At 41.9% G+C, this 12,883-nt stretch carries 13 protein-coding genes and 1 pseudogene; 12 read left to right on the top strand and 2 right to left on the bottom strand.

Translation table 11 applies throughout. The annotated features are described in order from the left end of the window. Positions 1 to 9 precede the first annotated feature (9 nt). Positions 10 to 375: a hypothetical protein gene (locus A4H00_RS01285; RefSeq protein ID WP_067086374.1), complete on the bottom strand. Its 366-nt coding sequence runs from the start codon at positions 373 to 375 to the stop codon at positions 10 to 12. A gap of 12 nt (positions 376 to 387) precedes the next feature. Then, positions 388 to 576, bottom strand: a complete 189-nt coding sequence (locus tag A4H00_RS01280) for a helix-turn-helix transcriptional regulator (RefSeq protein WP_067086372.1) — start codon at positions 574 to 576, stop codon at positions 388 to 390. A gap of 199 nt (positions 577 to 775) precedes the next feature. On the opposite strand from A4H00_RS01280, the gene rsmH reads away from it, so the two are divergent. The 12 genes and pseudogenes from rsmH to nrdR all read left to right on the top strand — a co-directional run bounded on the left by rsmH (position 776) and on the right by nrdR (position 12,881). After that, complete coding sequence (rsmH, locus tag A4H00_RS01275) at positions 776 to 1,726, top strand: 16S rRNA (cytosine(1402)-N(4))-methyltransferase RsmH (RefSeq protein ID WP_067091357.1); 951 nt, start codon at positions 776 to 778, stop codon at positions 1,724 to 1,726. A 9-nt stretch (positions 1,727 to 1,735) separates the two neighbouring features. Beyond that, entirely contained in the window at positions 1,736 to 2,059 is a 324-nt protein-coding gene (gene ftsL / locus A4H00_RS01270; protein ID WP_067086370.1) for a cell division protein FtsL, read from the top strand. Next, on the top strand, positions 2,059 to 4,317 hold the full coding sequence (gene pbp2x / locus A4H00_RS01265; RefSeq protein WP_067086368.1) for a penicillin-binding protein PBP2X: 2,259 nt from the start codon (positions 2,059 to 2,061) through the stop codon (positions 4,315 to 4,317). Before ftsL ends, pbp2x begins: the two co-directional genes overlap by 1 nt. Before the next feature lies 1 nt (position 4,318). Beyond that, positions 4,319 to 5,317, top strand: a complete 999-nt coding sequence (mraY, locus tag A4H00_RS01260) for a phospho-N-acetylmuramoyl-pentapeptide-transferase (RefSeq protein WP_067086366.1) — start codon at positions 4,319 to 4,321, stop codon at positions 5,315 to 5,317. A 77-nt stretch (positions 5,318 to 5,394) separates the two neighbouring features. Next, entirely contained in the window at positions 5,395 to 6,738 is a 1,344-nt protein-coding gene (locus tag A4H00_RS01255) for a DEAD/DEAH box helicase (protein ID WP_067086364.1), read from the top strand. 29 nt (positions 6,739 to 6,767) lie between these two features. Next, positions 6,768 to 6,992, top strand: coding sequence for a DUF4059 family protein (locus tag A4H00_RS01250; protein WP_067086363.1), 225 nt, complete (start codon positions 6,768 to 6,770; stop codon positions 6,990 to 6,992). Between the two features lie 16 nt (positions 6,993 to 7,008). Next, a complete protein-coding gene (gene trxB, locus A4H00_RS01245) occupies positions 7,009 to 7,926 on the top strand; it encodes a thioredoxin-disulfide reductase (protein WP_067086361.1) in 918 nt (305 codons plus the stop codon). 10 nt (positions 7,927 to 7,936) lie between these two features. After that, positions 7,937 to 8,473: a YceD family protein gene (locus A4H00_RS01240; RefSeq protein ID WP_067086359.1), complete on the top strand. Its 537-nt coding sequence runs from the start codon at positions 7,937 to 7,939 to the stop codon at positions 8,471 to 8,473. Positions 8,474 to 8,560: 87 nt separating this feature from the next. Further along, positions 8,561 to 9,985: an NADP-dependent phosphogluconate dehydrogenase gene (gndA, locus tag A4H00_RS01235; protein WP_067086356.1), complete on the top strand. Its 1,425-nt coding sequence runs from the start codon at positions 8,561 to 8,563 to the stop codon at positions 9,983 to 9,985. A gap of 3 nt (positions 9,986 to 9,988) precedes the next feature. After that, positions 9,989 to 10,682, top strand: a pseudogene (locus A4H00_RS01230) (response regulator transcription factor). A 489-nt stretch (positions 10,683 to 11,171) separates the two neighbouring features. Then, the gene (locus A4H00_RS01225) at positions 11,172 to 12,302 is read left to right on the top strand and encodes an AI-2E family transporter (protein WP_067086354.1); all 1,131 of its coding nucleotides are present in this window, start codon (positions 11,172 to 11,174) and stop codon (positions 12,300 to 12,302) included. Between the two features lie 111 nt (positions 12,303 to 12,413). Further along, positions 12,414 to 12,881 carry a transcriptional regulator NrdR gene (gene nrdR, locus A4H00_RS01220; RefSeq protein WP_067086351.1) on the top strand — a complete coding sequence of 156 codons (468 nt, stop codon included), beginning with the start codon at positions 12,414 to 12,416 and terminating at the stop codon, positions 12,879 to 12,881. Positions 12,882 to 12,883: the final 2 nt, after the last annotated feature.

Here is a 12,883-nt window from a genome sequence, read left to right as displayed (position 1 = left end):
CTTCATTGGTTATTTTTTGCTGATGTTCCAGATGGTGTAGCCAAGGCTAACGATATGGATGGCAAGTAGGATTGGGAAAATAAGCAGTGAAAGTTTGAATGTACCAGCTGCGATACAGATCGTCAAAATGGTGAAGAGGGTAAATTCTATCACAATCTGGTGCAGGTTATAGAGGAGAAGTTTTTCTGGATTGTTCTTTAGAATAGCTGTTTTTCCAGTATACAGGGCGATAAAGGGAATGTATAAAGGAAAGAGTACATAGGATTTTCCGTGAAGATATCCGTCAATGATGAGAGCTGCCAAGATGAGCTGACTAACGGTCACTCCTAAAAGTGTTTTTAGGCTTGGTGAAAAAGAGTATTTATGCTGGTTCATAGGTTTTCCTTTCTATTCTTCCCAAAATAGACCATTTAAGTCTGTTTTGAGGGCATGGGCGAGATTGATACAGAGTTCCAATGTGGGATTGTACTTGTTGTTTTCAATCATGTTTATGGTTTGCCTAGAAACGCCGATAGATTTGGCGAGTTCTAGCTGCGAGAGTTTTAATTCCTTGCGATAGAAGGCAACGCGATTCATCTAAACCTCCAATCTATGTAAAATAGATACGACACAAAATCCTAAAAAAGAAAATGTGTCAATTATAATTGACTTGTTTGCATTTTTATTGTAACTCCTATTTTTAAAAATGTCAACCATATTTGATAAAAAATAGGAATAATTCTTTGATTGATTTTTAAGAGAGAATAAAGGGAGAATGTGGTATAATAGTAAGGATATGATAAATGAATTTCACCATGTAACAGTTCTTCTTCACGAAACCATTGACCAGCTCGCTGTGAAGCCAGATGGCATCTATGTGGATGCGACCTTGGGTGGAGCAGGTCACAGTGAGTATTTATTAAGCCAGTTAAACGAAAAGGGTCATCTCTATGCCTTTGATCAGGACGAGACGGCTATTTTGAATGCCCAAAAACGCTTGGCTCCTTATATTGAAAAGGGCATGGTTACCTTTATTAAGGACAATTTCCGCCATTTACAGGCTCGCTTGAAAGAGCAGGGAGTAGAAGAAATTGACGGGATTTGTTATGATTTGGGGGTGTCAAGTCCTCAGTTGGATGAGCGTGAGCGTGGTTTTTCCTATAAAAAAGACGCTCCGCTTGACATGCGGATGGATCGTACAGCAGCTCTCACGGCCTATGAAGTGGTCAATCACTATGACTATCATGATTTGGTGCGGATTTTCTTTAAATATGGGGAAGATAAATTCTCCAAGCAAATCGCACGAAAGATTGAGCAGGTGCGTGCTATCAAGCCGATTGAGACGACAACAGAATTAGCAGAAGTGATCAAATCAGCCAAACCAGCGAAAGAATTAAAGAAAAAGGGCCATCCTGCCAAGCAGATTTTCCAAGCCATTCGGATTGAAGTGAATGACGAATTAGGTGCGGCAGATGAATCAATCCAGCAGGCTATTGAACTGCTTGCGGTAGACGGCCGGATTTCTGTTATCACCTTTCATTCCTTGGAAGATCGCTTGACCAAGCAATTGTTTAAAGAGTCGTCGACAGTCGATGTTCCAAAGGGCTTGCCGTTTATTCCAGATGATTTGCAACCGAAATTGGAATTGGTCAATCGCAAGCCAATCTTACCGAGCAAAGAGGAATTGGCAGCCAATAACCGTGCCCATTCAGCCAAGTTACGGGTGGCACGAAAAAGACACAATTAGGTAAAAAATATGTTAAAAGAACAACGAAAAGATGCGACCATGCGCATCATTAGTGAAAAAATCAAAACATTTTCTCGAGTAGAAAAGGCTTTTTATGGAAGCATTGTCCTGTCGGGCTTGACCTTGGCGATTGGGATTGTCTTTATGCAGACAAAGCTCTTACAGGTCCAAGCGGCCATGGCGCGTGTCAATCAGGAAATCAATAGTAAGCAGGTCGAGATTGATGATGCCAAGCAAGCAGTTAATGAACTGATCCGTGATGCTCGGATGATGGAAATTGCGGAAAAAGAGGGCTTGACTTACAATAATAACAATGTTGGAGTAGCAGAATAATGTCAAAGCGAAAGAAGCAACTTTTACGGTATGTCTTGAAAAAACGCTATATTCCGTCACAAAATCGTCGGAGGGTAGGGCAAAGCCTGATTCTTTTGACGGTTTTCATCTTTTTCATCTTTTTAATTAATTTTGCCATAATCATTGGGACGGATCGAAAATTTGGTGTGGATTTATCAGAGCGTGCAAGACGGGTGCATCAGACAGAGGTGACGGTTCAAGCAAGGCGAGGGACGATTTATGATCGGACGGGTGTAGCGATTGCTGAAGATTCCACTACCTACACTGTCTATGCTATTATTGATAAGGAATACGTATCTGCGACTAAAGAGGTTCTTTATGTCGAGCCAAGTCAATTCAATCAAGTAGCTCAACTGCTCAATAAGCACCTAGGGTTAGAAGTAGATTATGTCATCAAGCAACTAAATCAACCAGAATTAAAGCAAGTCTACTTTGGAACCTTGGGAAAAAATATGACGTATAGTACCATGACGGCGATTCAAAAAGACATGGAAGTAGCAGGTGTTAAGGGGATTTCCTTTAATACCAATCCTGGTCGGTTGTACCAGAACGGAAACTTTGCCTCAACCTTTATTGGTTTGGCTAATCTTGTTGAAAATGAGGAAGATGGCAGCCATAGTCTCCGTGGGCAAAGAGGGATGGAGTATGCGTTGGACAGCATTTTAGCTGGACAAGACGGGAAAATTGTTTATGAAAAAGACAGTCGTGGCCGAATTGTTCCGGGAACAGAAGATGTAAAAAAGGCGATTGTTGACGGACAAGATGTATACACAACGCTTTCTGCCCCCCTACAACGCTCTCTCGAGACCAATATGGATATTTTCTTTAAAGAGACAGGGGGACGATATGCGAATGCGACCCTTGTATCTGCTAAGACGGGGGAAATCTTAGCGACGACTCAGCGACCGACCTATAATCCAGATACCAAGGAAGGAGTGGATAACAAGGATATTCTGCAACGCTCGCTACTTTATCAAGAAAATTTTGAACCAGGTTCGACGATGAAGGTCATGACAGTAGCCTCTGCTATTGACAATGGAACTTTCAATGCGAATGCCTATTATGACCGGTCTGAGCTTCGGATTGCAGATGCGACTATCCGAGACTGGGATGTCAACGGAGGCGAAATCTATGCACCGACGACCTTGACCTTTGCTCAAGGATTTGCCCTATCCAGTAACGTCGGAATGACGACTTTGGAGCAGGGGATGGGTAATGACAAATGGTTGAACTATTTAACAAAGTTCCGCTTTGGCTATCCAACACGCTTTGGTATGATGGGGGAAGAAGGAGGCCTATTCCCAAGTGATAATATCGTCTCTATCGCAATGAGTTCGTTTGGTCAGGGGATTTCTACAACCCAGACCCAGATGTTGCGTGCTTTTGGAGCAGTTGCAAATGATGGCGTGATGTTGGAGCCTAAATTTATTACCGGACTGTATGATCCAAATACAGATAGTGCGCGTCTGTCACAGCCAGAAATTGTCGGGAAACCTGTTTCAGATATAGCAGCTCAGCAGACTCGTCAATATATGATTGGAGTAGGGACTGATCCAACTTTCGGAACTCTTTATGGAGGTGATGGTCCAATTATTCAAGTAGATGGGTATGATATTGCGGTTAAATCTGGTACTGCCCAGATCGGTAAGGAAGATGGGACTGGTTATCTAGATGGGCCAAATGATACAATTAACTCAGTAGTCGCTATGATTCCAGCAGAAAATCCGGAATTCATCATGTATGTAACGGTTCAACAGCCTCAGCATTGGAGAGGTATTGAGTGGAAGAATATTGTCAACCCCTCCTTGAAAGAAGCCATGCTTCTAAAGGAAAGCTTAAATCTAGACAATCCAGCTCAAGCTTTAGCAACTGTAGCAAACGAAACAGAGTACAAGCTAGAAGATATTATTGGCGCTCAGCCGGGGGCTACGGCAGCAAACTTGCGTCAGCATCTTGTTCAACCAATTATCTTAGGAAATGGTTCAGAAATCGAGAAAACTTCTGTGGAAGTTGGTGCCAATCTAGCAGCTAATCAACAGATTTTACTACTGACAGATCGTTTTACAACTGTTCCAGATATGTATGGCTGGACCAAGGAAAATATGGATATTTTCGCCGACTGGACAGGAATTGAAGTTGAATATAGTGGAACTGGATTGCGGGTAGTTGGTCAAAATGTTCCAATCGGCAAGGACTTAGAAAAGACGAAAAAAATAAAAATTAACCTAGGAGACTAATATGTATTCTGTAATCATGGCAGGATTAATGGCCTTTGTGGCGACGATTCTGCTGATTCCGAAATTTATCAAGTTTTATCAAGCAAAGCGCATCGAGGGGCAGCAAACCCATGAAGATGTAAAGCAACATCAGTTTAAGGCTGGTACTCCAACCATGGGAGGGACGGTATTTTTAGCCGTTGCGATTCTCGTAACCTTCCTCTTTGCCTTGTTGTCTCAAATGCTGACAGGAGCAGTTTTAGCTATTTTGTTTATTTTATTGCTATATGGAATTGTTGGTTTCTTAGATGATTTCCTAAAGATTTTTCGCAAGGTTAATGAGGGCTTGAATCCTAAGCAGAAACTGGCCTTGCAGCTTCTAGGTGGTCTTGTCTTTTACCTGGTTCACATGCAGGGTACAGGAGGCGGTACGCTAAATGTCTTGGGCTATCCTCTTCATCTGGGAATTTTCTATGTCGGTTTTGTCCTTTTTTGGCTGGTTGGTTTTTCCAATGCGGTTAATCTCACGGACGGAATTGATGGCTTATCGTCGATTTCTGTGGTGATTAGTCTGTCGGCTTATTCGGTCATTGCCTTTGCTGAGGGACAATTTGACATTTTATTGGTCTGCGTGACTATGATTGGCGCCTTGTTAGGTTTTTTCTACTACAATCACAAGCCAGCTAAAATTTTCATGGGAGATGTAGGAAGCCTTGCTCTTGGTGGGATGCTTGCAACGATCTCAATTGCACTTCATCAAGAATGGACCTTGCTCTTCATCGGACTTGTGTATGTAATCGAGACTTCTTCGGTTATGCTTCAGGTTAGCTACTTCAAATATACCAAGAAAAAATTTGGCGAAGGTAGGAGAATTTTCCGTATGACTCCTTTCCATCACCATTTGGAATTGGGAGGACTAACAGGTCGTGGTGAAAAATGGAGCGAATGGAAGGTTGACTTTTTCTTGTGGGGAGTTGGTCTCGTCATGAGCTTAGTGACCCTTGCTATCTTATATTTCTAATACCTAGTCAGTATCAAACAGCAGTCAAATGCTGTTTTTTTTGGTATAATAAGGGGAAGTAGAAAAAAGAGGATCTTATGAAATTTACAGAACTGACTTTAAAACCTTATATTCAAGTAGCACTAAAAGAAATTGGCTTTGTCACGGCAACGGAAGTTCAAGAACGCTTGATTCCCATCGTTTTATCTGGCCGTGACTTGGTCGGCGAATCAAAAACAGGTTCAGGTAAAACCCACACTTTCTTGATTCCTATCTTTCAACAATTACAAGAAGATTTGGATCAAGTGCAGGCAGTGATTACTGCGCCATCACGGGAACTTGCTACACAGATTTACCAAGCGGCACGCCAAATTGCTCTTTGTTCTGAGACAGAGATTCGTGTGGTCAACTATGTTGGAGGAACAGATAAGCAACGCCAGATTGATAAGTTGCAGACCAATCAGCCCCATATCGTTATTGGTACGCCGGGACGAATCTATGACTTGGTAAAATCAGGGGATTTAGCCATTCATAAGGCGACGACCTTCGTAGTTGACGAAGCAGATATGACGCTTGACATGGGCTTTTTGGAAACGGTCGACCGTATTGCGTCAAGCTTGCCCAAGAATCTGCAGTTCATGGTCTTTTCTGCGACGATTCCACAGAAATTACAGCCCTTCTTAAAGAAATATTTAAGCAATCCAGTAATAGAGCAAATCAAGACACAGACGGTCATTTCAGATACCATTGAAAATTGGCTGATTTCAACAAAGGGACGGGATAAAAATGCCTTGATATTGGAGTTGACGAAGCTCATGCAGCCTTATCTTGCGATGATTTTTGTCAATACCAAAACACGGGCAGATGAATTACATAGCTATCTAACAGCGAATGGTCTGAGGGTGGCTAAGATTCATGGGGATATTCCACCGCGCGAACGCAAGCGAATCATGAATCAGGTCAAAAATCTAGAATATGAATACATTGTTGCGACTGACTTAGCGGCGCGTGGGATTGATATTGAAGGGGTTAGCCATGTTATCAATGATGCGATTCCACAAGATTTGTCCTTCTTTGTTCATCGCGTAGGACGGACTGGTCGAAATGGTTTGTCAGGAACAGCCATTACCTTGTATCAACCGAGTGATGATGCAGACATTCGTGAACTGGAGAAACTCAATATCCGTTTTGCCCCTAAAATGATCAAAGACGGAGAGTTTCAAGATACCTATGATCGTGATCGTCGCGTGAACCGTGAAAAATCAAGGGAAAAATTAGACCTTGAAATGATTGGTTTAGTTAAGAAGAAAAAGAAAAAAATTAAGCCAGGCTATAAGAAGAAGATTCAGTGGGCAGTTGATGAGAAGCGGCGCAAAACGAAGCGTATGGAAAATCGTGCTAAGGGACGGGCAGAGCGTAAGGCCAAACGCCAGACTTTCTAGGACGATGTTAAAATAAAATAGGAAGATACATGTTACAAATACTATTAGGGCTATATATTAAAAGCCTATTGATTGCAACAGTCTTGGTTATCCTTGTCAGTGTTGGATGGTTTTTACTCCGCCTCCTCAAGAAAAAAGACAAAACGCTCCAAGACCGCCAAGAGGTTCTCTTTGATTTATTAATTATCAATGTTATGACTATTCCCATTTTATCATTTGGGATTGTCGGCATTTTGTTGATGATGAGAGTATAAGAAAGAAGGAAAATAGATGTACGATACAATTATTATTGGAGCAGGTCCTGCAGGAATGACCGCAGCTTTATATGCAGCTCGTAGCAATTTAAAAGTAGCTCTTTTAGAACGTGGGATTTACGGTGGGCAGATGAACAACACTGCTGAGATTGAAAATTATCCAGGTTACGATCATATTAGTGGTCCAGAATTGGCTGAAAAAATGTTTGCACCTCTTGATAAATTTGGTGTAGAGCATCTTTTTGGTCAGGTCGTTCGTGTAGAGACAGATGGACTTGTCAAACGGGTTGTGACAGAAGACATAACCTTGGAAGCCCATACGGTTGTTCTTGCGATGGGGGCAAAACATCGTTTGTTAGGAGTGCCGGGTGAGGATACCTACAATAGTCGAGGTGTTTCTTATTGTGCAGTCTGTGACGGAGCCTTTTTCCGTGGTCAGGACTTGTTAGTTGTTGGTGGTGGTGATTCTGCCGTTGAGGAAGCCCTTTTCTTGACTCAGTTTGCCAATACTGTGACCATTGTTCACCGACGTGATGAATTACGTGCCCAAAAAGTTATCCAAGAACGTGCTTTTGCCAATGAAAAGATTCAGTTTATCTGGGACAGCGTTGTCGAAGAAATCAAGGGTGATGACATCAAGGTACAAGAAGTCTTGATAAAAAATGTGAAGACAGGCCAAGTAACAACTCATGCCTTTGGTGGTGTATTTATTTATGTTGGTCTTGATCCAATGACAGAAGCGGTCCTTGATTTAGGAATTACAGATGAGCAAGGTTGGATTGTGACAGATGAGCAAATGGCTACTCGCCAGCCAGGAATTTTTGCAATCGGCGATATTCGTCAAAAACAATTGCGTCAAATTACAACAGCTGTCGGTGATGGGGCGATCGCTGGTCAAGAGGTGTACCACTATATCACAGACCATGTGAAGTAAGGGAGAAGTTATGTTTCATATCTATGATATTCAGAAAAAAACAGAAGGTATCTCCTTTGAAGAAACCCTTGAACTCTCTGGTGAATTAATGGAACGAAATAGAGATATTTTAGCCCTTTCACCAGTTAGAGTGACTGGTCGAGTGAGTTTTGAAGCAGGATTCTTTCTTTTGAATTATCAAATGGCCTATGATATTACCCTTGCTTCCAGTCGTTCGATGAAACCAGTTGTGCTCTCGGAGGAATTTTCTGTTGATGAAATCTTTGTAGCAAATGAACAGGCGCTGAAAGACCAAGATTTGGTGGAGGAAGATTTGGTGCTTGTCGTTGAAGAAGATACTATTGTATTAGCAGAAAGTGTAGCTGATAATATCTTATTGCACATTCCACTCAGGGTACTGACACCTGAGGAAGCAGCTGGAGAGGATCTCCCGTCAGGAAACAACTGGACCGTCATGACAGAAGAGACTTATGCAGCAGCAGCTCAAGAGAAAAAAGAAGCAAGCAGTCCCTTTGCCCAATTACAAGGACTTTTTGAGGAAGAATGAAATTGACAGAAAATTGGAAAAATCTTGTCAATGGGGCAATTTCATTGTATAATGAAAAGGATATTAAGAAAGAGGAGTAGAATATTCATGACAAAAGCAAATTTTGGTGTTGTAGGAATGGCCGTTATGGGGCGCAATCTTGCACTTAACGTAGAATCAAGAGGTTACACGGTTGCGATTTACAATCGTTCAGCAGATAAGACGGAAGATGTTGTGGCAAGCAACCCCGGTAAAAAACTAGTGCCAAGCTATGATGTAGAAAGTTTTGTTCAATCTATTGAAAAACCACGTCGTATCATGTTGATGGTGCAGGCTGGCCCTGGAACAGACGCGACTATCCAATCATTGTTGCCACACCTTGATAAGGGAGACATCTTGATTGACGGCGGAAATACCTTCTACGAAGATACCATTCGCCGTTCAAAAGAGCTGGCCAATTCAGGCATTAACTTCATCGGAACTGGTGTATCAGGTGGTGAAAAAGGAGCACTTGAAGGCCCTTCTATCATGCCAGGCGGTCAAAAAGAAGCCTATGACTTGGTAGCAGATGTCCTAGAAGAAATTTCTGCTAAAGCTCCTGAAGATGGTGCACCATGTGTAACTTACATCGGTCCAGATGGCGCTGGTCACTATGTGAAGATGGTTCACAACGGTATCGAGTATGGGGATATGCAGTTGATTGCAGAAAGCTATGATTTGATGCAACACTTGCTAGGACTTTCTGTAGAGGAAATGGCAGACATCTTCACTGAATGGAATAAGGGTGAGCTGGATAGCTATCTCATTGAAATTACAGCAGACATTTTAAAACGCAAGGATGATGAGGGCCAAGATGGGCCAATCGTTGACTATATTTTAGATGCCGCTGGAAACAAAGGAACTGGTAAGTGGACAAGTCAATCATCTCTTGACTTGGGTGTACCATTGTCACTGATTACAGAATCTGTCTTTGCCCGTTATATCTCAACCTACAAAGAAGAACGTGTACATGCTAGCAAGATTTTGCCAAAACCAGCTGCTTTCCAATACGAAGGAGACAAGGCTGAGTTGATTGAAAAAATTCGTCAAGCTCTTTACTTCTCAAAAATCATGTCGTATGCTCAAGGCTTTGCCCAACTGCGTGTAGCGTCTAAAGAAAATAATTGGAATCTTCCATTTGGTGAAATCGCAAAAATCTGGCGTGCGGGCTGTATCATTCGTGCACGTTTCTTGCAAAAGATTACGGATGCCTATGGTCGCGATGAAGACCTTGCTAACCTTCTTTTGGATGAATACTTCCTTGATGTGACAGCTAAATACCAACAAGCTGTTCGTGATGTGGTGACCTTGGCAGTTCAAGCAGGTGTTCCTGTGCCAACCTTCTCAGCAGCGATTACCTACTTTGATAGCTACCGTGCTGAAAATCTACCAGCCAATCTCATCCAAGCGCAACGTGACTACTTTGGTGCCCACACTTATGAGCGCAAAGACAAAGAAGGAATCTTCCATTATTCATGGTATGATGAAAAATAATCTATGGTAAAAAAAATCTTAATTGCAGGTCGGGAGCGCAATTTGTCGCATTTTGTGTCCATGGAGTTGCAAAAAAACGACTACTTGGTTGACTATACTTCGACAGGAAAAGAAGCGCTTCTGCTTGCCCATGAGACAGATTTTTGATTTGATTCTCATGAGTTTTCAGCTGTCAGACATGTCCAGTCATGAATTGGCAGCTGAATTGCTGACGATTAAACCGTCAATGGTCATGATTGTTGTGGTGGATAGTGAAGATGCGAAAAAGCACGGTGCTGCGATTCAACGCTATGCCGTTTCCTATATTATCAAACCCTTTGTCGTTAGTGAATTGGTCGAGCAGGTCATTTCGATTTTTAAGGGGCGAGATTTTATTGATGAACATTGCAAACAAGTCAAACTCCAGGCTGCTTACCGTGATTTGCAGATTGATTTTCAAAATCGCACGGTAACCCGTGGCCTTGTGCCCATCAATCTGACCCGTCGGGAATACGATTTGCTTGCGACCTTGATGAACAGTCAAGAAATTCTGACCCGTGAGCAATTGCTAGAACGAGTTTGGAAGTATGAAGCAGCAGCAGAGACCAATGTCGTAGATGTCTATATCCGCTATTTGCGTGGAAAATTAGACTTGCCCGGTCAAGAATCCTATATTAAAACAATTCGTGGCGTTGGTTACGCCATGCGCGAGGAATAAATGAGGAAGGTTGGGTAAAAGTCCAGCCTTTCTTGGTTTATGAAAGAATCAAAATATAGTGATGTATGGATACTCATACTTGTCAAAAATACTATAGTGAATTGAATAAAAATTAGGACATCTTTATACTCTATAAAAATCAAAATCTGACTAGGCAACGAAATCGTAGCTAGAACTGAAGTTCAGCAAGGTGAGTTAACGACGTCAGACTTTGATTTTTGACGAGTATAAGTCGCTTTGCTTCAATAGTCCAGTAGACTATTGAAGGTTGGAAATAGGGATTATGGAGTAATCCTCAATTAATGCCAGTTCTATCTGCAGCTCCTTGCCTTGTCCTATTCCTTTCTCAATCCACTATACTATCGAGCTTCCTTGAATAGGATTTCCTTGACATCACGATTGTCGATGTTATATAAGGTGCCTTCTGATGTGCAAAGAAGATAAATTATGCTATGATAAAGAAAACACAGATGAAAAGGAAATGAAAAGATGAAGAAAAGTTCGTTTACAGAGAAACTGTTATTGATAGGCTTTGCGGCCTTAGTTTTGTTGGCAGTACTGAATTATTCGGATATTTATGGTAGCATTAAGGTCTTGTTGTCTAGTATGCATGCCTTGTTTATTGGAGCGATTTTCGCTTTTATTCTCAATGTTCCGATGAAAAAATTGGAAGATATGATTGAGAAAGTGTCTTTTTTGCGAAAAAGTAAGCGGACACTCGCTATTATTGGCGTCTTAATTGCTTTTATCTTGATTGTCGCAGGGGTAGTCGTCATTATCTTACCGACCTTGGTAACGACGGTGTCTCAATTAGTCACGGTTACCAACCAAGCGATTCCACAGCTGATTGGTACCTTGCAGGACAGTGGATTTCTATCAAGTAAATTGGGAAGTCAGCTGAACAGCTATGTCACGCAGTTTACAGACTGGTCGAAGTTGTCAGGCTTTGCGACAGCTTTTCTTACAGGATTAGCCAATAATGTGACCGGTATCTTTTCAAATGTGTTGACCTTGATCATGGCTTTCTTTTTTACTCTAAGTATTCTGGGTAGCAAGGAACAGCTACAAGATATGACTGTCAAGTTACTCCAAGCAGCTTTTCCAGAAAAAGTTGTTCGCGTAATTGCTTACATCGGAGAAGTCATTGTAGAGACCTATGATCGCTTTTTGATGAGTCAGATTGTTGAGGCGGTGATTATCGGTCTGCTCGTTTTTGTCAGTTATTCGCTCTTTTCCATTCCATACGCTGGGATGGCAGGGATTTTGTCGGGGGTCTTATCTTTTGTGCCTTATATTGGTCCGCTTTCTGCCTGCCTTATTAGTGCCCTATTTGTATCCGTTCAAAATCCTTGGTTAGCCTTATGGTCTGTTGTATTGTTCCAAATTATCCAGTTAATTGAAGGAAATGTTATCTACCCTCGTGTAGTTGGGCAATCTGTTGGTTTGCCAACCTTGTTTACTTTGGCAGCTGCCTTAATTGGTGGAAATTTATTTGGACTCCTGGGCATGGTCTTTTTCACGCCAATCTTTGCAGTGATCTACCGTCTTGTCAGAGAATGGACCTATGCAAGGCTAGAAGCGAAAGAAACTGAAGGTCAAACGGCTAAGCAAAAGGGGTAAGTGAGTGTTAGAAAATAAATCAGCAGTAGAGCAAGTCGTAACTTGCCCTACTTTTATTATCCTATGAAATATGATACAATGAAGTGATAATGATAGAATGGGAGAAGTAGTATGCGTTGCCCGAAATGTACCAGTATAAAATCCAGCGTTGTTGATAGTCGTCAGGCAGAAGATGGCAATACCATTCGCCGCAGAAGAGAGTGTGAGCAGTGTGGTTACCGTTTTACCACCTATGAGCGAGTAGAAGAAAAAACCTTGGTGGTTGTTAAGAAGGATGGAACTCGTGAACAGTTTTCCCGTGAGAAAATTTTCAACGGGATTATTCGTTCTGCCCAAAAACGCCCAGTATCCAGTAGTGAAATTGAAGAAGTCGTCAGCCGAATTGAACAAAGAGTGCGTGCCCATAGTGATAGCGAAGTTGAGAGTGATTTGATTGGGAATCTGGTCATGGAAGAATTGGTCGAATTGGACGAGATTACCTATGTTCGGTTCGCTTCTGTCTATCGTTCCTTTAAGGATGTCGGTGAACTGGAAAACCTGCTCAAACAAATTACCAAGGGTAGTAAGGCTAGAAGATAGGA

The sequence above is a fragment of the Streptococcus marmotae genome (genome assembly GCF_001623565.1).
Classification (GTDB): Bacteria; Bacillota; Bacilli; order Lactobacillales; family Streptococcaceae; genus Streptococcus; species Streptococcus marmotae.
This window is presented reverse-complemented; position numbering and strand designations above follow the sequence as displayed.